Below are 23,127 nucleotides of genomic sequence, written 5' to 3'. Positions count from 1 at the left end.
CTCCGCGTCGCCGGTGTTGTTCGCCGCGATCCGCTGGGCCGGGGCGGCGTATCTGATCGTCCTCGGGGTTCGGGCCCTCCGCGACGGCAGGGCGACGGCTTCCACCACGGCGGAGCGGAACAGCCGCTCTCAGGCCGCAGCCGGCGGTGGTTGACCGGCGGTGTTCGCCACGAGTAAGGACAGCTCCCGTACCAGTTCGTCCATGGACTGCCCGCTGCCGGCCCGGACCAGGCCGAGCGCGAGGTCGGCGAGCAGGTAGAAACCGAGGGTTCTGGCCTGCTCGCCGGAGAACGCGGCGAGGAGTTCCTCCGCGCCGGCGTGGTCGCCGCGGTGGGTGGCGGCGATGACCCCGGCGGCGCGTTGGACCAGCTCCGCTGCGGCGGGGGTGGGTGCGCTCACCGGGTTCAGAGCGTGGGACCCGTGGCGCGGGCGGCGTCGAAGCGGGCGGTCACGTCGGCCCAGTCGACCAGGCCCCACAGCCGGTCGACGTAGTCCGGGCGGACGTTGCGGTACTGCAGGTAGTAGGCGTGCTCCCAGGCGTCGAAGACCAGCAGCGGCGTCGAGCCCTGCCCGACGTTGCCGTGGTGGTCGTACACCTGCTCGACGATCAGGCGCTGACCGAGCGGCTCCCACGCGAGGACGCCCCAGCCGGAGCCCTGCACGCTCTTGGTCGCCGCCGACAGTTGCCCCGCGAAGCCCTCGAACGAGCCGAAGTGCTCCTCGATCGCCGCCGCCAACTCCCCGTCGGGGCGGTCGCCGCCGTGCGGGGAGAGGTTGTTCCAGAAGATCGAGTGCTTGCAACAAAGTCGGTCGCGATGTGGGGGCAGGCGTCGACCGCATCGAGAACCGATCGGTGAGCACGCGGCGGCGCAGCCGTGCGACACGGCCCGCGCTGCACCTGGGCGACGAGCGGATGCCGTGAACCTCGGCGGCCTGCCGGGCGACTGTAAGGGTGTGGTGGGCGATACGGGCGGAGACGATGTGGATCGGGTCAGACGCGACGCACTACTCGTTGTGCGGGCGCAGCTGGGAGACCGACGGTCGCTGGCCGAGCTGGTCGGGTACTGGCACGAGCCGGTATGGCGTTATGTGCGGCGCATGCTCGACCGGGCCGGCCTGGCCGACGATGTGAGCCAGGAGGTGTGGGCTGGTGTGCTGAAGGCTCTGCCGGCCCTCAAGGAGCCGGATCGGTTCGCGCCGTGGCTGTTCACGATCGCTCGGCGTTCGGTGATGGATCACCTGCGGGACACGTACCGCCGAGCCGATCCGCCCGACGGTGAGCAGGTGGGGCACGACGACGTCGCCGCGGTGTTGGACCAGGCGCAGGTCATTGACGGCCTGGCCGGCTTGCCCGTCTGCGAACGTGAGGTGCTGATCTTGTTCTATCTCTACGACCTGGCGTTGGAGGAGTGTTCGCAGGTGCTGGCAGTCCCGGTGGGGACGGTGAAGTCCCGGTTGTTCCGCGCACGCCGGATGCTGCGTGACCACATGATTGAGAAGGGATATTCGGGATGACCGAGGGACCCTCGTACGGCCCCGACGACGTCATGCGGGGGCTGTCGCTGCCGCGACGCGTCGGCCTCCTCGTGGCCGGGTTCGGTGGCCTGGCCGCAGCCGTGACCATCGGCCTGCTGCTGGCCACCGAACCCGGCGAGTTGCCGCTACGGACCAGGATCGCGTTCGTCGCGATGATCGGTGTCGGGATGGCGTGGGCCGGGTTCGCGGGCTGGGCGTTGGCCCGCCGCCCGCTGTTCGCTGTCGACCGGGTGATCGCCGCCTGGCTCGCGGTCACCTTCAGCGTCCTGATGACGGTCGGCATGGTGAGTGTCGCCGTCATGCGTGCCGGGCCCGTGGGCATTCTCGCTGTCGGCGGTCTCGGCGTGGCCCTGACCGTCGTGGCGAGCGTGCTGCTCGCCCGGGCCCGGGCCTACCGCAGGGCACTGCTCGCCCGCTGGGACGAGCTCGAACGCCGGAACGGTTGATCAGCCCGCCCAACGGCTCGACCGTCCATCGGCCGCGCCTGAGCCTGCTGCGCCGCGGGTCGACCCGGCCGCCGGTGACGCGGACACCGTCGGGGTCCGGATCACCGCCGTGGTCCGGGACGCCCAACGGGGGCGCGTGTCTGCTTCGATGGCCGACGGCATCACCCTGACTCCCCCACCGCTGTCGGGTCGGTGGAGGCCGGGTGTGGGCGGTCAAACCGCGCTGACGGATGCCGGGCCGGCCAGGTCGGGGGCGGTCAGGTGGAACGCCGACGGCGCGGGTTGCCGGCGCGCCACCAGGTGCAGTCGCTGGACGGCGCGGTCGGCGTCGACGGCGATGCGGTCGCGGCACGCACAGGGCTCCTCGTCGAAGCCGGCGAACCGGTAGGCGACCTCCATCATCCGGTTGCGGTCGTTGGGTCGGAAGTCGGCGATCAGGTGCACCCCGGCGCGGGCGGCCTGGTCCACCAGCCAGGTCAGCAGGACCGTGCCGGTGCCGAAGGACACCACCCGGCAGGAGGTGGCGAGCAGCCGCAGGTGCCACACCCCGGGGTGCTTCTCCAGGACCAGCACGCCGACCGCGCCGTGCGGCCCGAACCGGTCGGTCAGCGTCGTGACCAGGACCTCGTAGCGGGGGTCAGCCATCAGGGTCCGCAGCGTCCGGTCGGGGTAGTGCACGCCTGTCGCGTTCATCTGGCTGGTCCGTAGGGTCAGTTCCTCGACCCGGGACAGGGTCGCGGCGTCGGCCCGCCGGATGCGCATCACCAGTTCCAGCGAGCGGAGGAAGTCCTGTGCCGGGCCGGTGAACCGGGCCTGCTCGTCGGCCCGCCGCTGGCCGGCCTGGTACATCTGCCGGCGACGGCGGGCGTCCACGGTCACCGACGTCGGAGTGAACTCGGGGCGGTCCAGCAGGGTGGTGGCCGTACCGGCGTCGTAGCAGCGTACCTGCGGGAGGTGGAAGGCGACCTCGGCGCGTTCGGCCGGCTGGTCGTCGATGAAGGCGATGGTGCCGAGCGCGAAGCCCAGGTGGTCGGCGATGCGCCGGACGGCGTCGGACTTGCGTCCCCATCCGATCTGCGGTGCCACGAAGTACTCGGCGACGCCGAGCGCACGGAGCCGGGCCCAGGCCGGTTCGTGGTCGTTGCGGCTGCACACCGACTGGAGGATGCCCCGGGCGTCCAGCCCGGTGATCACGGCGCGGATCGGGTCGGGGAGCACGACCTGTTCATCCTCCAGCAGGACACCCTGCCAGAGGGTGTCGTCGAGGTCCCAGACCAGGCACTTCACGGTCGTGGGTGGGACCGTCGGGACCTCGTGGGTCACGTCGACTCCTTCGGGCTGGCGTTCGTCGGCGGTGGGGAACGACGGGGTGGGTGTCCGGGATGGCGGCGGGATCATCGGCGGTTGACCGCGTGGTCGGCCAGCATCAGCTGACACATCTCGGTGCTGCCCTCGATGATTTCCATGAGCTTGGCGTCGCGGTACGCGCGGGCGACCGGGTGTCCGTCGACGGCACCGGCCGACGCGAGGACCTGGACCGCGTCGGCGGCCGCCCGGGTGGCGTTGCGGGAGCTGACGTACTTGGCCAGGACGGTGGCGGTGACCACGTCGGGCGAGCCGGTGTCCCAGCAGCGGCTGGCGTGCTCGCACAGGCGGGTGGCGACCTGCTCGGCGGACCACAGGTCGGCCAGGTGGCGGGCGACGAGCTGATGTCGGGCCAGTGGGCGGCCGAACTGGTGGCGGGTACCGGCGTGCCCGGTCGCCGCCGACAGACAGGCGCGCAGGATCCCCACGCACCCCCAGGCGACCGATATCCGGCCGTAGCTCAGCGCCGTGGTCACCAGCAGGGACATCGACTGTCCGCCGGCGCCGAGCAGGCTGCTGGTCGGCAGCCGTACCGCGTCGAACCACACGTCGGCGTGTCCTGCCGCCCGGCATCCCAGCGGCTCCGCCCGCCGGCGCACCCGGACCCCGGGGGTGGCCCGGGGCACCACGACCACGGCTGCCTGGTCGCCGAGTCGGGCGAAGGTCAGGAGCAGGTCGGCGTGGTCGGCGGCGGTCACCCACACCTTGTGGCCGTGCAGCCGCAGGGTGTCGCCGGTGACGGTGACGGTGGTGGTCATGGCCGACAGGTCGCTGCCCGCCTGCGGTTCGGTGAAGGCGACGGCGGCCATGTCCGTGGAGGCCAGGCGGGGCAGCAGCGATCCGGCCTGGGTCCGGTCGGCCAACCGCTCGACGGTCCAGGCCGCCATGCCCTGGGAGGTCATGACGCTGCGCAGGGAGCTGCACAGGCTGCCGACCTGGGCGGTGAACTGGCCCGTGTCCAGGCTGTTCCAGCCTGGTCCGCCGTAGCCGGTGGGGACCTGGGGGGCGAGCAGGCCGGCGGAGTGGAGTTCGCGCAGCACCTCCGTGGGTATCCGGCCCGCCCGGTCCCAGTCGCCTGCCCGGTCCCCGACCAGGCGGGCGACGATCGTGGCGGCGTCGGCGGGGGTGACGGCGGGTGCGGTGGTGGTTTCAGGCGCCATGGTCGCCGGGTTCGCCGGTGCGGAGCCGGTCGACCAGGGCCACCATCCGGCGTAACGTGCGGAAGTTGTCCAGCCGCAGGTCGGTGCCGCGCACGGTGACCCCGTACGTCTGCTCCAGGTGCACCACCAGTTCCATCGCGAACAGCGACGACAGCCCGCCGGTGGCGAAGAGGTCCTCGTCCGGTGGCCAGGACCGCCCGGTGCGTGCCGTCAGGAAGCGCGCCAGCTCCGGTGCGACGGTGTCGACACGGTTACCGGTGTCCGACACGTCCTGGTCGGATGGCACAGTCATCGCAGGTCTCCCTCGTAGTGGTAGAACCCCTGCCCGCTCTTGCGGCCGAGGTGTCCGGCCCGGACCTTGGTCAGCAGCAGCTCGCAGGGGCGGCAGTTCTCGTCGCCGGTCCGTTCGTGCAGCACCCACAGGGAGTCGACCAGGTTGTCCAGGCCGATGAGGTCGGCGGTGCGCAGCGGGCCGGTGGGATGGCCCAGACATCCCTGTAGGAGTCGGTCGACGGATTCGACGCTGGCCGTGCCGGCGGCCACCACCCGGACCGCAGTATTGATCATCGGGTGCAGGATGCGGCTGGTGACGAAGCCGGGGGCGTCCTGGACCACCACCGGTTCCCGGCGCAGGGCGGCGAGCAGCCGGCGTGCCGCGTCCAGGGTGTGCGGGCCGGTGCGTGGGCCCCGGATCACCTCGACGGTGCGGATCAGGTAGGGCGGGTTCATGAAGTGGCTGCCGATCAGGTCCTCCGGTCGCGCCACCGACCGGGCGAGTTCGTCGATGGGGATGGACGAGGTGTTGGACACCACCGGCGTGCCGGGTGTGACCAGGGCGGAGACGTCCGCGAGGACCTTCGCCTTGGCGTACGGGTCCTCGGTGACCGCCTCGACCACGGCGGTGAGGGTGCTGGTCCGCCCGGTCGGGACGTCCGTGAGGGACGGTCCGACGTCGAGCGGGGCAGGTCGTACGTCCTGCGGTAGGGCTCCCATCAGTCGGGCGGTGCGGACGTGCCGGTCGACGCGGGCGGGGGCCTCGGCCAGCCGCCGCCGGTCGACGTCGATGATCGACACGGCGATGCCGTGCCCGACGGCCAGTGCGGCGATGCCCGTTCCCATCACGCCCGCGCCGAGCACCGCCAGTCGTGGCGTGGTGTCCGGCGTTGGGTTCTGCCCCGTCACCTGGGTCTCCCTTCGTTGCCCGGCCCGGTTCGCGGGCCACGGCGGCTGCGGTCACACCTCGGAGTGGTCCGCCTTCCGCTCGTCGATGGATGCCCCGTTGACGGGCGCGGAGCCGTTGACGGTGGTCGCCTCGGTGGCGGTGCCGCCGGGCGGGGTGGGGTCGGTGTAGAACTGTCGTGCCCACTGCCGGTAGCGACCGATCGGGCCGTCCCCCCGGGCGAGCTTCGGCTGTTCGACGTGCTCCTGGTGGTGCCACATCAGCAGGTCCGCGCCGGTGTCGACGGAGGCGACCCGTTGGGCGATCGCACTGAGCAGCCGGGCGACGGGCATCGCCGTGGCCCGGGCGGCCCGTTCGGGCAGGAACGGCAGACCGGCCAGTTCCAGCTTGGTGCCGAACCGTAGGTGGATCCGGCCCAGGGTGGTGGGGGTGGCGTGCAGCATGACGTGGAGGTCGCCCGCGCCGTTGGGCAACCGGGTGCGGGCCGCGATGGTGGCCAGTCCGATCACGGTGAGGGTGTAGGACTGGCGGATCTGGCGCATGACGGTGCCCCGGGCGGTGGCGGTGACCGTGCTGATCGGCTCCCCCATCACCGGTGTTCCCTCGATGACCAGGTCCCGCAGTCCGTGCAGCGCCGGGAGGTGACCCCAGTCGAAGGCGTTCTCGATGACGTCCTGCGGGTGGCCGGCGATGTCGAAGGTGTCGTGGCTGAAGGGTTGCCGGTCGTCCATGCCGAAGTCCGGCACCTGCCACTGTGGTGCGAGGCCGAGCGCGTGCCACCACACGTAGATCGATCCGTTGGCCTCGCAGACCGGGAACTGGGTCAGGGTCGCCTTGGGCGGCGGCAGGTCGTATCCGGTCCGTACGCAGGCCCCGGAGGGGTCGAAGGCGAACCGGTGGAAGGGACAGACGATCTCCTCACCGTCGAGGGTGCTGCCGACGCCCAGGTGCGCCCCGAGGTGGGGGCAGCGGGGGCGGACCGCGCGCAGCAACCCGCGGGGGGTGCGGTAGACGACGACCTCGCCGCCCATGAGTGGGCGGGTGGTGATGGTTCCGGGGCGGACCTCGTCGGAGAAGGCCACGCAGAACCATCCGTTCGGGTCGGGACGTGTGGGCGGGTGGAGCCGGTCGGCCGGTGCGGCGGTGTGTCGGCGGATCTCGTGGCTGCGGAGCAGGCTTTTGACCAGTGTTTTCATGGTTGTTTCTCCTAGTGGGCGACCGGGCAGACGCCGGGGCCCGGCGGCACGGGTGCGGGCTGCGAGGTGGCGGCCGACGGCGTGTCGGTGGTCGGCGTCGGGCGACGCCGTAGCCGTAGGCGCAGCCCGCGTGAGCTCAGGCTGGTTTCCACCTTGGGTTGGAAGGGTTCGTCGCTGACCGGGGTCAACTCCCAGCGGGCCGCCACGGCGGTCAGGGCGAGGATCGCCTCGGTGAGGGCGAACTGGTCCCCGATGCACTTGCGTGCGCCGGCGCCGAACGGGACGTAGCCGGCCCGGTCGGGTGAGGTGTCGAGCCAGCGGTCCGGGTCGAAGCGGGTCGGGTCGGTGTACAGGTCGGGTCGGCGGTGGATCAGGTAGGGACTGAGCACGAGGGTGTCGCCGCGGCGTAGCCGTACCCCGTCGAGTTCGGCGTCGCCGGTGACGGTCCGGGTCATCATCCAGGCGGGCGGGTAGAGCCGGAGGGTCTCGGTGACCACCCGGGCCGCCAGGTCGAGGCGGGGCAGGTGTTCGGGGCCGGGCAGAGCACCGGCCAGGACGGTGTCGGTTTCGGCGTGGAGGCGGTGTTGGACGTCGGGGTGGGTGGCGATCAGGTACAGCGCCCAGGCCAGGGTGATGGCGGTGGTTTCCATGCCGCCGAGGAAGAAGGTGAGGGCCTGGTCGGCCAGTTCGGAGTCGCTGAGCTGCTGCTCGTGGTCGAGGCTTTCCACGTCGACTGCGGCGACCAGCGCGGAGAGCAGGTCGTGGTGGTCGGTGGGGTCGGCGCGGCGGGCGGCGACGATCTCGGTGATGGTGGCGAAGAGTCGGGCCCGGGCCTGGTCGTAGCGTCGTTTGGCGGGGGTCGGCAGCCGGCGCAGCAGGGCGGGGGTCATCATGCGGCGGAAGAAGGCGCTGACCACGGTGTTGGTGTCGGCCAGGGCGCGGCGGAGGGTTTCTGCGGGTAGGGACCCGCTGAACATCGTCTCCATGGTGGCCTGGGTGGTCAGTGTCATCATCTCGCGGGTGACGTCGAGGACCTGGCCGTCGTGCCAGGAGCCGGCGGTGGCGTCGGAGGCCCGGCCGAACACGGCCGCGTAGCCGTGCAGGCGTCGTGGGTGGAACGACGGTTGGCACAGCCGCCGTTGTCGCCGGTGCAGCGGGTACGGGCAGGTGGACAGTCCGTCGCCGATGACCTCCCGGATCCGGTCGTAGATCGGGCCGCCCTTGTCGAAGGTGCGGTCGTTGACGAAGATCTGCCGGGTCAGGGTCGGGTCGCAGATGAGCAGTGCGGAGGTCGGGCCCAACCGGACGCGCACCATCGTCGGGTATCCGGCCAGGGAGCGGATGAAGGCCAGCGGGTCCCGGAGCAGGGGCAGTGCGTGGCCGAGCAGGGGCAGTGCGCCCGGTGCCAGGGGAACGGATCTGGTGGTCGTGGTCGTTGTGGTCGCCTCGGTCATGGGTTACCTCGTTCTCCGGTCTGCCGTCGTCGCGCCGGGCGGCGGTCGGGTGATCTCGAGCAGGGCGGTGGTCCAGCGGAAGCCGAGGCCGAAGCTGACGACGAGGACGCGTTCGCCGACCCGGAGGGCGCCGGTGCGGAACATCCGGTCGAGGGCGAGCAGGACGTCGCACGGGCCGGCGTGGCCGAGGTGGCGGCCGAAGGTCCAGTTGGTGTCGGTGGCCCGGCGGTGCAGCGGGGGTCCGGAGAGCACCAGGTCGAGCACGGCTGACCCGATCGCGATGGCCACCACGTGTGAGACGTCGGCGGCGGTCAGGCCGGTCTCGTCGAGGACGGTGTCGACGCAGTGGCGGGTGCGGCGTCGCAGGGTGTCGATGTGGGGCAGGAGTCCGGTCTGTTCGGCGAGGAAGCGTCGTCCGGCGCCGGCGGCGGGGTCGTCCTCACCGGCGCGGGTGAGCACCTCCAGTTGTGGTTCGGTGGCCTGGGCGGTGGCCAGGAGCCGGGCGAAGCCGGTGCCGCGGGTGAGCACGGCGGCTGCTCCGGCGTCGCCGGCGACGTAGCCGATGTCGCGGACGTGGGCCCATCGTTGGTGGGGGAAGCGGGCTGCGGCGGTCACCAGGGCCGCCGGGGCGGTGGGCTGGGCGGTCAGGTGTTCGGCGGCGGTCACCAGGGCGGCCGCGCCGCCGTCGCTGGCCGCGCCGACCTCGATGCCGGTACTGCGGGTGGCTCCGAGGACCCGCAGCAGGTAGGGCGCGGGTGTGTAGTGGTCCTCGTCCTGGAAGGTGGCGTGGGCCAGCAGGCTCACGTCGCTGCTGGGGACGTTTGCGTGGCGTAGTGCCAGCAGGGCGGCCCGCGCCGCCATCTGGGTCGCGGTCTGTCCGTTCGAGACGGCTGCGGAGGTGAATCCGTTGGTGGCGGCCATGGACGGTTGGCGGGTCCGGGTGCCGTCCCACGGGTCGTGTTCAGGTCGGATCGGGGGTATCCAGGAGCCGGTTCCGGCGATCGTGATGTCGTGCCACAGCACCGTTGTCTCCTCGGGGTCAGGGAAGGGCCGGCTGGGGGGTGTCGGCGTGCGGCCGGATCAACCTCCCGCTGTGGTCGGTGGCGTGTGCGCTGACCCCGGTGATACGGGCCAGGACGTGGCCGTGGGGGGTTGATGCGGTCAGCGTGCCGTCGGCGAAGCGGCAGTGCAGTCGGATCGTCGGGTGGGCGGCGCTGAGTTGGCAGTCGTTGCCCGGCCCGCCGAGGTCCACCGTCTCGATGCCGGCCATCGGGCCGACCTGGGGTGGCTGGTCGCCGTGGGGTGGCAGGAGCAGCAGGTGCACCATGGCGTCCAGCAGGATCGCCGGTACGGTCATGCCGGCCAGGGCCGGGCTCCACGCCTGGTGGTCGAGGCGGAAGGTGGCGCTCGTGCCGTCCGGTCCGCGGGCGTAGTCGCTGGTTCCGGCGAACGGGCCGCTGAGGGTGATGGGCAGGTCGGCGGAGTAGACCGGCATGGTGAAGTCCGGTTCGGGGCGGTGGGTCGCCTCGTCGGTCGGTGCGGGCAACGGGGGGTGGCGGTCGGTGAGCACGACTGTCGTTTCGCAGAGCAGGTCGTTGAAGCGCAGGACCTTGCCGTTGCGGCCGATCCGGTTGGTGGTGATCCGGACCGCCACGACGGCGCGGTCCGGGGACCGGTCGGTGAGCCGGGCGTCCACCGTGATGGTGCGGGGTGGTCCGGCGGACCGGACGGTCACCGACGTGCGGCAGACCAGGTTCCGGAATCCGGTGACGGTGAGGTCGGGGCAGAGGTGTCCGGCGGCGCCGGCGGCGGCTTCGAGGGCGAAGGTGCCGGGCAGGACGTACTCTCCGTTGACCCGGTGGTGGCGCATCCACCGGCCGTCCTGGTCGGCGAGGGTGTGCGGTTCCCAGGTTTTGGTGAACACCGCCCAGCGGTGGCCGCGCAGCAGCACGCCGTCGAGCAGTGGCGTGGCCAGGGACGGGTCGGGTGGGGTGGGTGGCGGGGCGTCGGGTACGGGCAGTGGCAGCGGGCCGCCGGTGGCGTCGGTGCTGATGCCCCGCTCCCCCAGCAGGATGCGTTCCTCGTCGCGGATGAAGAAGACCGCCGCTCCGTTGCCGGGGCGGGTCACGGCGTCGAGGAACTGGGCGGCGCCCTGTCTGCTGCTGATGTAGGCGTCCATCCGGTTACGGCGCAGGGTTTCCCGCATGGCGGTGCTGCTGGCGACGCCGACCTCCCGCCAGCCGCTCCAGAGGATGGCGAGTTCCCGGTGTCCGTCGGGGGCGTTGCGGTCGGCCCAGGCGCTCGCGTATGCCAGGTATTCGTTGACGGCGCAGTAGTCGACGTCTCCGGGGGCGGGGGCGAGGGTGGCCAGGGTGCTGAAGTTGCACCAGATGCGGGGTGGCCGGCCGGTCAGGGCGCGTTTGAGGTTGCGGTAGCCGGTGGCTTTGGTGGCGCGTACGGAGCGGAAGTCGGTCAGGGTTTTCGCGTGCAGGGCCCGGGAGCGTAGGTCGAGGACGGTGTTGATGAGCAGGTCGATGTGTCCGTGCCGGTCCATGATCTCGTCGAGGACCGCGGTGGTCCGTTGCGGGTCGAGGACGTCGCCGACGCGGTGGTGGACCCGGTCGGGTCCGCACAGTTCGGTGAGTCGCTGCACGGTCCGGCGGACCTCCAGGCGGGCCTGGGCGCGTTCGTAGGCGGTCTTGAGGTCCCGCAGTGACGCGTCGGGGTTCTCGCGGCGGCCGGCGGCGATGAACGCGGCCTGGGGTGGCAGTTCGTCGTCGGTGTCCGGTAGCGGGGTGCGGCCGATGAGGTACAGGTGGGGTCGGTCGGTGGTACGGGCGACGGCGTCGAGGATTTCGGGGGTGATGCCCCGGGCTCCGCCGAAGGCGACCACGATCGCGCCGGGGGGCAGGGCGGCTTCCTGCGTCCGGGGTGCGGGCTCGTCGTCGGCGACGGCGAGTTGGTACCAGGTTTGTCCGTGGCAGGCGAGGGTGTGCGTCGGTACGCGGGCGGTCGCGGCCCGGGCCAGTTGCGCCAGTGCGGTCGGGGTGTGCGACGTGTCGGTGATCAGGGTGTTGCCGCTGCACTGCGGTACTTCGGCCCGTACGGAGCGGACGAGCCCGGTGAACAGGCCGGCGAGGGGGTGGGTCGTTGCCTGTGGCAGTGCGGTGAGCAGCGCGGCGGCGAGTGTTCCGCCGGCCCGTAGGGCGGGCAGCGCGGCCTGGATGGTGGTGAACGCGAGGTCCTGGAGGTCCTCCAGGCGGGCGGCTTCGGTGTCGTCGGTGTCGTCGCCGGGGGGTTGCAGGCGGGTGAGGATCCGGATGTGGCGGGGGACGAACGGTAGGCCGGCGAGGGCGTCGGTGGCGGCGTCGGGTGGTACGTGGGTGGCGGTGTCGACTCCCGGTCCCGGGGACCAGATGGCGATGTCGGGGCCGGTGACGGCGGCGGCGAGGTCCGGGGTGTCGGTGACCACGATGCTTCCGGCGGGGATCGCGGGTCCGTCGGGGTCGGGTGGGGTCAGTGGCTGCAGGTGGAGGGTCTGTCGGCGGCCGATGGCCTGCTCGGCGGGTTCCGGGACGGCCCCGTTCGGGTCGGGGCCGGTCGGTCCGGTGAAGCGGATCGATGGTGACCCGGGGGCGGCCGGTGACACGAGGGTGTCGGTGCCGGTGACGACGGCCCGCAGTACCGCCAGCAGGGCGTCCAGGGCCAGGTAGGTGCGGTCGGTGCCGGCTGCGGCGGGCAGGGTGGGTGCCGGGTCGTCGGTGGTGGCCTCGCGTGTGGTGCCGAGGGTGCCCAGGATGGGCAGGCCGTGCTCCCGGGCGGTGGAGCGGCGGGCGACGGCGACGACGGCGGCGCCTTCGGCGACGGTGCGGCCCGCCGGGACGAGGCTGTCGAGGTGCCGGTCCCATCCGCTGATGGGCCGTAGGCTCACCGCGCCGACGAGGGCCAGGTCGCAGGCCCGGTGGCGGAGCTGGCGCAGGGCCAGGTCGAGTGCGCAGTGGGCGGAGTCGCGGTGGGCGTAGACGCTGGTGCCGAAGCCCCGGAAGTCGTAGTAGTTGGCGGCCCGGCCGGACAGGATGCAGGACACGGCGCCGGTGAAGTCGTCTTCGTTCAGTTCGTCGGGGACGACGTCGCCGGCGTCGGCGAGGGCCTTGGCGAGGTACTCCCGCAGTGTCTGGGCCTGCCCGGGGTCGGGGAGCAGATCGAAGGTGGCGGCGCACTCCTGGGCGTGGACCCGTAGCGCGGCGCGGGCGTTGTGCGTGGTCGGCAGGCTCGCCCCGACCAGGATCGCGGTGGTCGGCCGCAGTGTGGTTCCCGGTTCGCCGAGGTCGGTCAGGAGCGGCCCGAGGGCTTGGAGCATCATCAGGTGGGCCGGGTCCATGTGCCGCATCGTGCGGGGTGGGATCCGCACGTCGAGGGGGGACGGCAGCGGGTAGGGGCTGCCGAAGCTGGGTTGTGGGGTGGGGCCGTCGCCGACGAGCCAGGCGGGCACCCGGTCGCGGTCCAGGCCGGGCAGGTGGGTGTTCCAGCCGACGACGACCAGGTCTTCGGCGTCGGGGGCGTGGTGGGTCACCGGCGGCCGGGGGGTGGGTCGGGTCGTCGGTATCCGGTCGGCGAGCACCACGTGGGCGTCGGCGCCACCGAGGCCGAACGAGGACACTCCGACCATTCGTGGGCGGTTCTGGTCGACCGGCCAGGGTGCGTCGGTGACCGGCACCGTGAGTCGGGTGCCGTCGCCCAGCAGCGGGTGGGGGTCGGTGACGACGGTGTGGCCGGGGATCGTGCGGTGGGCGAGGGCGACCAGCGCGTGCGCCACCGACACGAGTCCGGCGAGGACGCCGGTATGACCGAAGACCTGTTTGTTCGATGTCAGCAGGCACGGCCGGTCCCGTTCGCCGAGCCGTGCCAGCAGGGAGCGCAGTTCGATCTCGTCGCCGACGGGGGTGCCGGTGCCGTGGGCGACCACCCAGTCGACGTCGGCGGCGTCGACACCGGCGTCGGCCCAGGCGCGGCTGATCGCCAGTTCCTGTCCCCGGGTGGCGGGTGCGTGGATGCCCTTGCCCCGGCCGTCGGCGGCCAGTCCGGTGCCGAGGACGACGCCGTGGATCCGGTCGCCGTCGGCTACCGCGCGGGCATACGGTTTCAGGGCGAGCATGACGGCGCCCTCACCGATCAGTGTCCCGTCGGCTGCCTGGTCGAAGGGGCGGATGCGGCCACTGGCGGTGATGCCCTGGGCCCGGCAGAAGAGGGTGAAGCCGATCGGTTCGATGACCGAGGTACCGCCAACGAGCGCCACGTCGCAGCTTCCCTCGCGGAGGGCTTTGACGGCGGCGTCGAGGCAGAACAGTCCGGTGGCGCAGGCCGCGTCGAGGGTCAGGTGTTGGGCGTCGTGTGGGATCAGGCCACGGAGCGCGTTGCGGGAGACCGAGGCGGGTAGGTAGGCCAGGGGGTTGCCGCCGTCGCCGCTGTAGTGGGCGCTGATGGCGTGGTCGGCGAGTTCGGCCAGCCAGTCGTCGTCGCCGCTGCGGTGGATGGCGTCGCGGATGAGGCGTTGGTATTCGTCGCCGAGAACGACGCCCTGGGTGCCGAGTCCGGTCTGGTCGTGGATGCCGGTGGTCGCGGCGAGCCACCTGTCGTCGGGCCGGCGGTGTACTCCGGTCAGGGCCTGGACGGTGCAGTGCCGCAGCCAGCGGGTGGTGCGTGGCCAGCCGGGGTGTCCCAGGAATCCGTCGGGTTCGGCGACGGAGGCGGGGTCGGGGATGAACCCCTGCACGTAGCCGGCTTCCCGGATGTAGAAGCTGTCGGTGTCGGTTGCGCTGGCCGACCAGAAGTGCCGCAGGTCGAAGGCGGAGGGTTCGCTGGCCAGCAGGGCGCCTTCCCGGAGCCGGTCGTAGAGGTCGGCGGGGTTGTTGGTGCCGGGCAGGACCACCCCGAGGCCGACCACCGCGATGGCGTCCGGGTCGTGTTCGTCGGGGCCGGTCCGTGGACGGTGCGGTTGCGGGTCGTCCACGGGGCGTGGTGTCGCGGCGGCGGGTGCCGGCTGCGGTTCGGTGAGCGTCACGGTGGTCACCGGGGCCGGTTCGGGGGCGGCCTCGGTGGTGGACGGTGCCGGTTCGGCGACGCTGGCTGCTGTGGTGGGGGGCGGTGGCAGGGTTCGGGGAGGCACACCGACCTGCGCGGCGAGCTTGCTGTGCAGTCGCAGGCCCTGCATGCCGCCGATGCTGATGCCGCCGTCGGCGACGAGGGTCTGCCCGGTGATGAATCCGGTGTCGGGGTGCAGGAGGTGGACGAGCAGCCGGGCCGCTTCGGGGGTGGAGATGGTGCGGCGCGTCAGGTCGCTGGAGCGCGGCGAGTCGCCGAGTGCGGCGGCCGGGTCGTCGAGGTTGACGACGATCTCGCTGGCCACGGAGCCCAGCAGGACGGTGTTGACGCGGATGTCCTGGTCGGCGAGTTCCAGGGCCAGGTACCGGACGAGGGATTCCAGGGCGGCTTTGGTGACGCCGCCGGGGCCGTAGCCGGGGACCGGTTGGTGGGCGCCGACGCTGGACAGGCAGAGGATGGCTGCTCCGGGGCGGCCGGTCATCAGCTCGGCGGCCCGGCGGGAGCAGTGGTAGGCGCCCATGACGTTGGTGGACCAGGCCCGCTGCCAGTAGGTGTCGTCCACGTCGAACAGGGGCAGGAACGCGCCGCCGGCTGCGTTGTTGACGAGGAAGTCGAGGCCGCCGTGGCGCTGCCGGATCAGGTCGAACATCCGGTCGATCTCGCCGCGTTTGGCCACCGAGGCCCGGATGAACTCCGCGCTGAGGCCGGCTTCGGCCAGTTCGGTGCGCAGCAGTTCGGCCTGTTCGACGGAGTGGAAGTAGTTGACGATGACGTGTGCGCCGCAGGCGGCGAGTCGACGGACGATGTCCGCGCCGAGGCTCTTGGCCGCGCCGGTCACCAACGCGACCCGGCCGTGCAGGGTTGGTGTGTCGGTCATCGGGCGGTCGCCTCTGCCTGCGCCTGGACGACGGCCTGCGCGATCCGCTTGAGGGTGCCGACGGTCAGCAGGGAGGTGTTGGCGCGCAGGTCCGGCAGGCCGTACCGGTCGGCGACGCGGCTGAGCAGGGCGACCTGCTTGAGGGACTCCACGCCCAGGTCGGATTCCAGGCCGTCGTCGTCGCCGAGCAGCTCCGGCGGGTAGCCCAGGTAGTCGCCGTACAGGGCGCGGATCTCGGCCAGGACCGTCGCGTACTGCCGGTCGGCGTCCGGTGCGGGCCGGGGTGGGTCAACTGTGAGTGGGGAGGCCGGTGTCACCGGTGCCTGCGGCGTCAGGACGGACGGCGCAGCCGGGACGGCCGGGGTGGGGGCCGCCAGGGGTGGCGGTGCCGCGACAGCGGGAGCCGGGACGGGTGGCGCAGGCGCGACGGGCGCAGGGGACGCGACGGGCGGCGCGGGCGCGACGGGCGCGGGAGACGCCGGGACAGGTGGGGGCACCGGCGTCCGTACCGGGCGTGGGGCCGTGTCGGTGCGGCTGGCGACCAGCGCCCGGACGGCCGCGACCGGGTCGTGCTCGCTCAGCGGTACGACCGCCTGGACGCCCGGGACCGACGCCTCGACGAACCGGGTGACGACCGGCCATTCTCCGCATTCGATGAAGGTGTCCGCGCCGGCGGCGTGCAGGGCGCGGACCGTGTGCAGCATCCGGACCTGGGCGGTGAGTGCGCCGGCCACCAGTTCGACCGGGTCCTCGTCGCCGATGTCGCGGCCGAGCCATGGTGAGGACACCCGCCACCGTGCGCCGCCGTAGGACACGCGGGGTGCGGTGGCCCGTAGGTCCCGGGCGGCCTGGGCGACCGCCGGGGTGTGGGTGGGGTGCGGGACGTCGAGGCGGACGCTGGGCCAGCCGAGCGCCTCGGCAACCCGCTCGGCCTCGTCGATCTGCTGCCTTGGTCCGCTGAGGACACTCTGTCGGGGGGTGTTTTCACAGGCCAGCACCAGGTGGGGGTGGCCGATGAGTCCGGCGAGTGACTCCGCCCGGCGGCCGTCGACCCCGACGGCGAGCATGGTGCCCGGCCAGGCCTGCCGGGTCAGTGCCTGGGACCGGGCCACCGCCAGGCGGGCGGCGTCGCCGACGGAGACGTGTCCGGCGGCGGCCAGGGCCCACAGTTCCCCGATGCTCTGTCCCACGATCGCCACCGGTTCGACGCCCTCGGCGACGAGCAGGTGGTACGTGGCGAGGCTGACGGCGAAGATCTCCAGGTAGTGCACCTCGGGGCTGTAGGGGCGTTCGCCGGCGGCGTCCTCGATCAGCCGGGTGCTGATGTCGGGCAGCCCCAACTCGCGGGCCGCCTTGTCGATCAGGGTCAGCGCCTCGCGGACCGTTTCGTAGCGGCTGTGCAGGTCGCGCAGGGTGCCCGTACGGGGGGCAGCCACCGTGCCGGGCATGACGAAGACAGAATCCACCATGTGCGTCACCCTCGTTTCCATCCCGCTGGTCGGGCTGTGGCGCGCCGTGACGGCGCAGGGACAATCGACGACGTGCGGCCTGCGGGTCCGGACGGGCTCGCCCCGACCCGGGCCGCTCGGGGCAGGGCAGGTTCCCGGCCGGCTACTCCGCAATGCGGGACCGGTACGCCCAGCGGAAGACCAGCGGCTCAGCGTCGCTGTCGTCGGGGCGTTCGAAGTGCTCGTAGCCACCGTTGTGCGGGATCTTCACCTTCGGTGCGTCCGGCGAGATCCGCTGGCTGCGAAGCTCGGGTGGCAGGCTCGCCGGGCCGCCTTCGAGGGCGATCAGGATCGTGGCGTGGGGGGCTGTGGTGTCGTCCGGCTGGGTGGGGACGGTCATGCGGACAGCTTTCCCGGGGTGGACGAATGAGACATGCGTCAGCTGACGCAGAAAACCGACGGAAGGTCGGCGAGTCATCCGTCATCGGGCACCGGCGTTGCGCAGCACCTCCCGGGCGATCTGGTTGCGGCTGCGCAGTCCGAGTTTGTGCAGGGCGCGGGAGATGTGCGTCTGGACGGTGCGGCGGGTCAGGAGCATCGTGGCGGCGATCTCCGGAGTGGAGCGACCCTCGGCGACGAGCATGGCGACGCGCCGTTCGGTGGCGGTGAGCGCCGCCCAGCCCGAGACCGGCCGGGGTGCGCGGGGGCCGCTGACCCCTCGGCGCACTCCCCTGTTCCTCAGCCGCGCCTCGGTGCGGCGGACGTCCCAGGTCGCGCCCATCCGGCTGTACAGGCCGATCGCCTCGGTGGCGGCGGCCCGGCACTCGGTGGTCGCGCCGTGGCCGGCCAGGACCACCGCGAGGTCTTCGAGGGTGGCCGCCAGCTCGGTTCTGGGGCCGGCTGACCGGTAGTGCTGTACGGCTGTGCGCAGCGGCTCGGGGTCCTCGGTGGCCAGGCCCAGGCAGCGTTGCCGCATGGGCGCGGCCCGTCCCGGTGTCTTCTCGGCCTCGGTCCAGAGGCGGGTCAGTTCGAGGGTGGCCGTCACGGTGGAGGTGTCCGTGCAGGCTGACGCCATCCGGATGAGGTCGGCGAACCATGGATGGTGGGGGCCGGCGGCGGTGTCGGGGCGGTGCTGCAGCATGGTGGCGAGTAGGGCGGTGCCCCGTTCCGGTTCGCCCTGCTGTTCGGCGTGCACGGCCCGGGCGGCGAGGAGGAATCCTTCGGTGTCCTCGGCGGGACTGTGGTCGGCGGGCATTGCCGGGTCGGAGTGCAGGTGGGTTTCGGCGAGCGCGCGGTCGTCGCGTCGAACGGCGATCAGCGCGGTGACGCCCCGCCGTAGCAGCGCGGGTCCGCCCCGGTGCAGGCCCGGGTAGAACGGGCCGCAGGGGTCGTCGGCGACCGGGGTCAGTGCGGTCAGTGCCTCGTCCCAGCGGCCGACCCAGTAGTGCAGCATCGCCTCGGTGACGCCGATGGACGCGGCGGCGACGTCGTGGGCGCGGCGGCGGATTTCCCGCGACAGCCGCAGCACCCTGTCGGCTTCCCGCCACCGGGCCATGTTCTGCAGGCTCACGACGCGGCAGTGCAGGGCGAACATCTCCAGTTCCGGATGGTCGGGGTGACCGACGAGGGCGGTGAGCGCCTGTTCGGCGTACCGGAGTGCGGCCGGGTGGTCGCGCCGGTCGGACCGGGTGAGGGACAGCACGACGCTGGCGCCGGCGATCGCGCAGTCGTCGCCGCAGCGGCGGCCGGCGTCGAGGGCCTCGCCGGCGAGGGTCTCGGCTTCGCTCGGTCCGCCGGTGCCGGCCCGGCTGATCAGGGCCAGGGTGCCCAGGAGGCGTCCGTGCCAGGGTTCGGGGATCGCCGCCGGTCGGGTGAGTGTCTGGCGCAGGATCAGTGCGGCCTCGTCGGTCTTCCCGCTGTTGTTGAGCGCGCGGATCAGCAGCCAGTGCAGTTCGCCGTGGGCGTCCAGTCCGGTGGACGACGCGAGGGCCTGGCGGGCCTGGTCGGCGGCCTCTTCCCACCGGCCTAGCATCTGTAGTGAGCGGGCCAGCGCGACGCTCAGTGGGGCCTGGTGCGGGTCGTCTGCGGGGAGTTGTCCGAGCTGGGCGCGCAGCAGCCGGACCGCGAGTGCCGGGTCGGCGTGGGTCAGGGTGTGGGCGGATTTCTGGAGCCAGTCGGGCACCCACCGGTTCTCGACGCCGCCTGCCGCTTCCAGTTGGTGTGCCACGGTGAGTGGTTCGGCGGCTGCGGCGGCCAACTCCCGGGCCAGGTCGAGGTGTAGTGCTCGGCGCAGCGGCAGCGCGACGGCGTCGTGCAGGGCTTGGCGGATCAGTGGATGGCAGAAGGTCATCCGCTGTCCGGAGCCGGCGAGGATGCGGGCCGCGACGGCCCTTTGCACCACGTCGGCGAGGGCCCGCACCGGCCGACCCAGCACGACGCTGAGGTCGGTGACGGTGAACTCGGTACCGAGCAGTGCGGCGGTCCGCAACACGTCCCCGGCGTCCGGCACCAGACCAAGCCGGCTGGTCAACGCGGCGGTGAGGGCCGGGGGGATCCGGTCGTCGTCGTCACGTAGGTCCGCGTGTCCCGCCACGACCTGGACCAGGTCCTCCCGGACGAGGACGTCGGCCAGCTCGTGCAGGTAGAGCGGATTGCCGACCGCCGCGCCCGACCACCGGCTGAGGGTCGGGCCGGGGGGCGCTCCGAGCAGCCCGGTCAGGAGCTGGGAGACCTCCGTGTCGTCCAGCGGCGTGAGGCTCAGCAGGTGCTCGTGGCCCCGGCCGGTGCCGGCTGGCGAGTGGGTCGGGCGGGACGGGTCCTGACGGTGTGCGGCGACCAGGAGCAGGGGCAGGTGTTCCGCGCTCGCGGCCAGGCGCCGCCAGACCACGGTCGACGGCTCGTCCATCCAATGGGCGTCGTCGACGATCAGGACGGTGGGGCCCGCCGCGCACAGGTCGTCGACGAGGGAGACCAGCATCTCGGCCACGACGGCCAGGGTCGAGCCGGTGGCGGGGAAGGCCGGGGGTTGGGCGAGCAGGGTATGGGTGATCTCCGCTCGGGTGGGGTCGTCGGGCCGTTGGCGGACGCCGAGGCAGGCGAGCAGGACGCTCAGTGGTGACTGGTGGGAGAGTTGGTCGGCGACGGCGTGGAACACCTGGTAGCCGCAGTCGGCCGCGGCCTGGGCGATGATGGTGAGCAGTGAAGTCTTGCCGATGCCCGGCTCACCGACCAGCCGGAGCACCGAGCCGGTCCCCCGCCCCAGCCGGGTCAACGCTGTCTGCGTGAGGTTCAGCTCACGCTCTCGCCCGACCCATACCTCGGACCCGGACTCCGGGCCTATTCTCAGCATTCCCATCGAGGGTGAATTGCCGCCGGCGGTCTCTCCGACGACGGATATCCTTGTCCTGGACGAGCCGACTCGCATCACACCGCGTCGGCCGGTAAATCAACTTCTATGGCGACCGCTGCACCGGGCCGCAATACGCTGGCAGGCGACCTTGATCGACCTCCGCCAGATCACATAAATGTCTGATAGCGCGACTACAACACCCCATGATAGCCATCCTCATAGGAAGTGGTCGGAAAATCAAGGGAGACTCGTCGGGTTCACAGGGGACCACTTCTCAGGTTCACTACCAGTGCGGTTACCGGATCGCACAATACGTTTCGGTCAGGTTAATTCATGACGGTCGGTCGGTGCGGCGACGGTGGACGGGCAGAACAGGATCACCGGGCAGCCCCGTCAGCGCGCCCGAGGACGCGAGGCTGACAGGATGAATTCACATCGTCATCGCGAGGGGATTGCCGAATTCCTGCCCGCCTTCGCATCGAGTCCGGCGAGGTCGCCGAATCAGCACGCCAATCACGACCTCGAAAAGAGACTTGATCTCCCAAGGCCGAGTTCGATGCTACATCGCCGCCCGTCAAATCCGATAGCCCTGAGTGAATCTTCACGCACCTTCGGTAACAACCATGGACCGCTCCCGATCCCCCTCGCCCCGGCTCAGCGGACACCGCCGACCGGATCACCACCACAGCAGCTTCTCCGCTGCGAGTTGCTGGGTTCCGGCGAGATGGCGGGCGCGGCGCATGGCGACGACGGCCGTCATGATCGGTCGCGGGTCGCCGTAGTCGCCGGACGTGAACGGATCCGGAACACCGCTCCCGCCGCACACCTCTCCACCCAGGCACGGTCCGCATCGCACGAGCCGCGCGTACGAGCTGACCGGATTCGGTGGCCCGGAGGTTCTCCGTCTCGGTGACCGCCGCGACCCGGTCCCGGGGGCCCACGACGTGGTCGTCGACGTCCGCGCGGTCGGCCTCGACCCGATCGACATCCTGCAACGCTCCGGCACCTTCCGGTTCGCCAACCCCGTCCGCTTTCCCGTCGTACCCGGAAACGAGTTCTCCGGCGTCGTATCTGTGCCGGGGCGGGGCGGGGCCCGGGGATGGTCGCCATCGGTTGGGTCTGGGTCACGGCCCCTCCCCCGCCCGGCCCGCCGGGGCACTGCGTGGAACACAGCGGCGGAGACAACCGCTGTCCGGGCGGCTGACAGGAACAGTCGCGTCGGACCGTCATGCCAGGACGCCACTCACCTCAAGGCAAGGAACACGGCGGGACGGTCACGGTGACGGTTCGGGACGAGACAGCGACGAACGGGGCAGGCCTGCTGATCAGAAGGTGCAGAACGGTGCCGGCCGGGTCAGGCCGAGCTCCGCGCAGTCCCATTCGGTGCCCTGTTCCTGGTACCGCCAACCCGCGTCGGCCGTGTAGTGGAACAGGTAGCGGACGTCGCCGCCGGCCGGACGCTTCACCTCGACCGCCGCCCACGTCTGCGCGCACTGCACACCGGTGGACGCGAAGGACCAGTCCGTCGGCAGCTCGACCAGATCCCCGAGGGTTTCGATCGACGGACAGTCGGGTTCCCCGGGGGTGGCTGCGGGAGGCGCCGACGGGTCGGGCCGGTGGTTGACGGCGAAGGCGACCGTACCGCCGACGGCGAACACCAGCGCTGCGGCTGCGGCACCGGTGGTGACGGTCGCCCGCCGCTGCAACCGCCGCGACCTGCGCAGGGTCCCCTCGTACAGGTCGGCGCTGCCGCCGTGCTCGCTCAGCTCGGACATGGCCTGACGCAGCGGCCCGAGGTTGTCGGTCATCAGGCCTCCTCCATCACGGCCGAGAGCAGCTCGGGCGCGATCTCCCGCATCCGGGCCAGTGCCTTGCTGGTCTGACTCTTGATCGTGCCGACCGAGCACTGCAACAGCTGCGCGGCCTCGGCCTCGCTGCGGTCCTCGAAGAAGCGGATCACCAGCACCGCGCGCTGCCGCTGGGTGAGCTGGGCGAGCGCCTGGTGCAGGGCGAGCTTGAGGTCGGTACGGCCGGCGTGGTCACTGCCGGGCTGAGCCACGTCGGTCAGTTCCCCGGGCAGGGACTCGGCCACCCTGCGTCGCCGCCACCAGCTCACCTGTTGGTGGTACATCGCGGTGCGGGTGTACGCCTCGAAGTGCCCCGGATCGTGCAGCCGCCGCCGGCCCCGGTGGGTCCGGGCCAGTGCGTCCTGCACCAGGTCCTCGGCGAGGTGCCGGTCGCCGGTCAGCAGGAACGCCGTCCGGAGCAGGGCCGGCGAGCGGGTCCGGACGAACTCCCGGAACTGATCGTCGATCGAGTCCGCCATGCCCCGCTCGCATCCCCCGACGTACCGGCACAGGTTGTCAGGGCGCGACGGCGTCGGTGCGGCCGGCTGACTGTGGCGCACACCGTAGCCAGTGTGCGCCACAGCACGCAAACGCGGTCCCTGCGGTCAGCCGGAGATGCAGAACGGCGCCGGCTCGGTGAGGCCGAGGTCCTTGCAGTCGTATCCGCTGCCCTCGCCGTAGTACTTCCAGCCCGTACCGGCCGTGTAGTGGAACAGGTAGACGCCGTCACCGGTCTTCGGGCCCTGCGGGACGGCTCCCGCCCAGTCCTTCACGCACTCGACGCTGCCGAAGGTCATGCCCTTCGGCAGTTCGACCAGCTTCTGCAGATCCGTCCCCGAGGGGCAGTCGGCGCTCTTGACGCCCCCGGCCGCCTTGGCGGTCACGGTGGGCTTGACAGCGGGGGTGCCGTCCGCCGGGGCGGCCGTGGTCGGGGCAGATGCGGTCGAGCTGGCGCTGGCTGCCGCCGGGGCAGGAGCAGATGCGGTCGTGCCGGCCGTGGGCGCCTCCGTGGTGGAGCAGGCGGCGAGTACGAACAGGACGGTGACAGCGGGAAGCGGCAGAAGACGACGTGCAGACATTTCCGGACCCCTATGGATCGTGGTGATCGTTGCTGACATCCGGGTACATGCGATCCACCGCCCGTAGGTTGCCGTCACCCGGAACTTT

Annotated in this window: 20 protein-coding genes; 4 read left to right on the top strand and 16 right to left on the bottom strand. The window is 71.9% G+C overall.

Annotated features, from left to right (window positions below; translation table 11 throughout):
* The first annotated feature begins 13 nt into the window (after window positions 1–13).
* On the top strand, window positions 14–154 hold the full coding sequence (locus tag H1A17_RS34305) for a hypothetical protein (protein WP_309236725.1): 141 nt from the start codon (window positions 14–16) through the stop codon (window positions 152–154).
* Here H1A17_RS34305 and H1A17_RS07565 read toward each other — a convergent pair.
* Together H1A17_RS07565 and H1A17_RS07560 are read right to left on the bottom strand one after the other, a co-directional pair.
* A complete protein-coding gene (locus H1A17_RS07565) occupies window positions 130–399 on the bottom strand; it encodes a superoxide dismutase (RefSeq protein WP_145919154.1) in 270 nt (89 codons plus the stop codon). The genes H1A17_RS34305 and H1A17_RS07565 overlap by 25 nt on opposite strands.
* 5 nt (window positions 400–404) lie before the next feature.
* Window positions 405–884, bottom strand: a complete 480-nt coding sequence (locus H1A17_RS07560; RefSeq protein ID WP_309236723.1) for a superoxide dismutase — start codon at window positions 882–884, stop codon at window positions 405–407.
* 34 nt (window positions 885–918) lie between these two features.
* On the opposite strand from H1A17_RS07560, the gene H1A17_RS07555 reads away from it, so the two are divergent.
* Both H1A17_RS07555 and H1A17_RS07550 read left to right on the top strand, forming a co-directional pair.
* On the top strand, window positions 919–1,515 hold the full coding sequence (locus H1A17_RS07555; RefSeq protein WP_240762787.1) for an RNA polymerase sigma factor: 597 nt from the start codon (window positions 919–921) through the stop codon (window positions 1,513–1,515).
* Window positions 1,512–1,982, top strand: coding sequence for a hypothetical protein (locus H1A17_RS07550; protein WP_145919153.1), 471 nt, complete (start codon window positions 1,512–1,514; stop codon window positions 1,980–1,982). Before H1A17_RS07555 ends, H1A17_RS07550 begins: the two co-directional genes overlap by 4 nt.
* A gap of 213 nt (window positions 1,983–2,195) precedes the next feature.
* Here H1A17_RS07550 and H1A17_RS07545 read toward each other — a convergent pair whose 3' ends face one another.
* The 11 genes from H1A17_RS07545 to H1A17_RS07495 all read right to left on the bottom strand — a co-directional run bounded on the left by H1A17_RS07545 (window position 2,196) and on the right by H1A17_RS07495 (window position 20,113).
* Complete coding sequence (locus H1A17_RS07545; RefSeq protein ID WP_240762785.1) at window positions 2,196–3,305, bottom strand: HAD family hydrolase; 1,110 nt, start codon at window positions 3,303–3,305, stop codon at window positions 2,196–2,198.
* Between the two features lie 71 nt (window positions 3,306–3,376).
* On the bottom strand, window positions 3,377–4,507 hold the full coding sequence (locus tag H1A17_RS07540) for an acyl-CoA dehydrogenase family protein (RefSeq protein ID WP_145919151.1): 1,131 nt from the start codon (window positions 4,505–4,507) through the stop codon (window positions 3,377–3,379).
* On the bottom strand, window positions 4,497–4,799 hold the full coding sequence (locus H1A17_RS07535) for an acyl carrier protein (RefSeq protein WP_145919150.1): 303 nt from the start codon (window positions 4,797–4,799) through the stop codon (window positions 4,497–4,499). The genes H1A17_RS07540 and H1A17_RS07535 overlap by 11 nt, the downstream gene beginning before the upstream one ends.
* Window positions 4,796–5,689 carry a 3-hydroxyacyl-CoA dehydrogenase family protein gene (locus H1A17_RS07530; RefSeq protein ID WP_240762783.1) on the bottom strand — a complete coding sequence of 298 codons (894 nt, stop codon included), beginning with the start codon at window positions 5,687–5,689 and terminating at the stop codon, window positions 4,796–4,798. Before H1A17_RS07530 ends, H1A17_RS07535 begins: the two co-directional genes overlap by 4 nt.
* 51 nt (window positions 5,690–5,740) lie before the next feature.
* Entirely contained in the window at window positions 5,741–6,883 is a 1,143-nt protein-coding gene (locus H1A17_RS07525; protein WP_145919149.1) for a Rieske 2Fe-2S domain-containing protein, read from the bottom strand.
* Between the two features lie 11 nt (window positions 6,884–6,894).
* A complete protein-coding gene (locus tag H1A17_RS07520) occupies window positions 6,895–8,337 on the bottom strand; it encodes a cytochrome P450 (RefSeq protein WP_194821478.1) in 1,443 nt (480 codons plus the stop codon).
* Window positions 8,338–8,340: 3 nt separating this feature from the next.
* Window positions 8,341–9,360: a 3-oxoacyl-[acyl-carrier-protein] synthase III C-terminal domain-containing protein gene (locus tag H1A17_RS07515; protein WP_194821477.1), complete on the bottom strand. Its 1,020-nt coding sequence runs from the start codon at window positions 9,358–9,360 to the stop codon at window positions 8,341–8,343.
* Between the two features lie 16 nt (window positions 9,361–9,376).
* Window positions 9,377–15,316, bottom strand: a complete 5,940-nt coding sequence (locus H1A17_RS07510) for an SDR family oxidoreductase (protein ID WP_194821476.1) — start codon at window positions 15,314–15,316, stop codon at window positions 9,377–9,379.
* The gene (locus H1A17_RS07505) at window positions 15,313–16,785 is read right to left on the bottom strand and encodes an acyltransferase domain-containing protein (protein ID WP_194821475.1); all 1,473 of its coding nucleotides are present in this window, start codon (window positions 16,783–16,785) and stop codon (window positions 15,313–15,315) included. Before H1A17_RS07505 ends, H1A17_RS07510 begins: the two co-directional genes overlap by 4 nt.
* A 142-nt stretch (window positions 16,786–16,927) precedes the next feature.
* Window positions 16,928–17,164 (bottom strand): DUF5988 family protein, encoded by a 237-nt coding sequence (locus tag H1A17_RS07500; RefSeq protein WP_145919144.1) that lies wholly within the window; start codon window positions 17,162–17,164, stop codon window positions 16,928–16,930.
* A gap of 81 nt (window positions 17,165–17,245) precedes the next feature.
* Window positions 17,246–20,113 (bottom strand): helix-turn-helix transcriptional regulator, encoded by a 2,868-nt coding sequence (locus H1A17_RS07495; protein ID WP_194821474.1) that lies wholly within the window; start codon window positions 20,111–20,113, stop codon window positions 17,246–17,248.
* Between the two features lie 791 nt (window positions 20,114–20,904).
* Here H1A17_RS07495 and H1A17_RS35815 point away from each other — a divergent pair.
* On the top strand, window positions 20,905–21,396 hold the full coding sequence (locus H1A17_RS35815) for an alcohol dehydrogenase catalytic domain-containing protein (RefSeq protein ID WP_375372797.1): 492 nt from the start codon (window positions 20,905–20,907) through the stop codon (window positions 21,394–21,396).
* 42 nt (window positions 21,397–21,438) lie between these two features.
* On the opposite strand, the gene H1A17_RS07490 is transcribed toward H1A17_RS35815, so the two are convergent.
* The 3 genes from H1A17_RS07490 to H1A17_RS07480 all read right to left on the bottom strand — a co-directional run bounded on the left by H1A17_RS07490 (window position 21,439) and on the right by H1A17_RS07480 (window position 22,844).
* Window positions 21,439–21,921: a hypothetical protein gene (locus H1A17_RS07490; RefSeq protein WP_194821473.1), complete on the bottom strand. Its 483-nt coding sequence runs from the start codon at window positions 21,919–21,921 to the stop codon at window positions 21,439–21,441.
* Entirely contained in the window at window positions 21,921–22,439 is a 519-nt protein-coding gene (locus H1A17_RS07485) for a SigE family RNA polymerase sigma factor (RefSeq protein WP_145919141.1), read from the bottom strand. The genes H1A17_RS07490 and H1A17_RS07485 overlap by 1 nt, the downstream gene beginning before the upstream one ends.
* Before the next feature lie 126 nt (window positions 22,440–22,565).
* Window positions 22,566–22,844, bottom strand: a complete 279-nt coding sequence (locus tag H1A17_RS07480) for a hypothetical protein (RefSeq protein ID WP_145919140.1) — start codon at window positions 22,842–22,844, stop codon at window positions 22,566–22,568.
* Between the last annotated feature and the right edge of the window lie 283 nt (window positions 22,845–23,127).

It is taken from the genome of Micromonospora sp. S-DT3-3-22 (assembly GCF_015354745.1).
Taxonomy (GTDB): domain Bacteria; phylum Actinomycetota; class Actinomycetes; order Mycobacteriales; family Micromonosporaceae; genus Micromonospora; species Micromonospora wenchangensis.
This window is presented reverse-complemented; position numbering and strand designations above follow the sequence as displayed.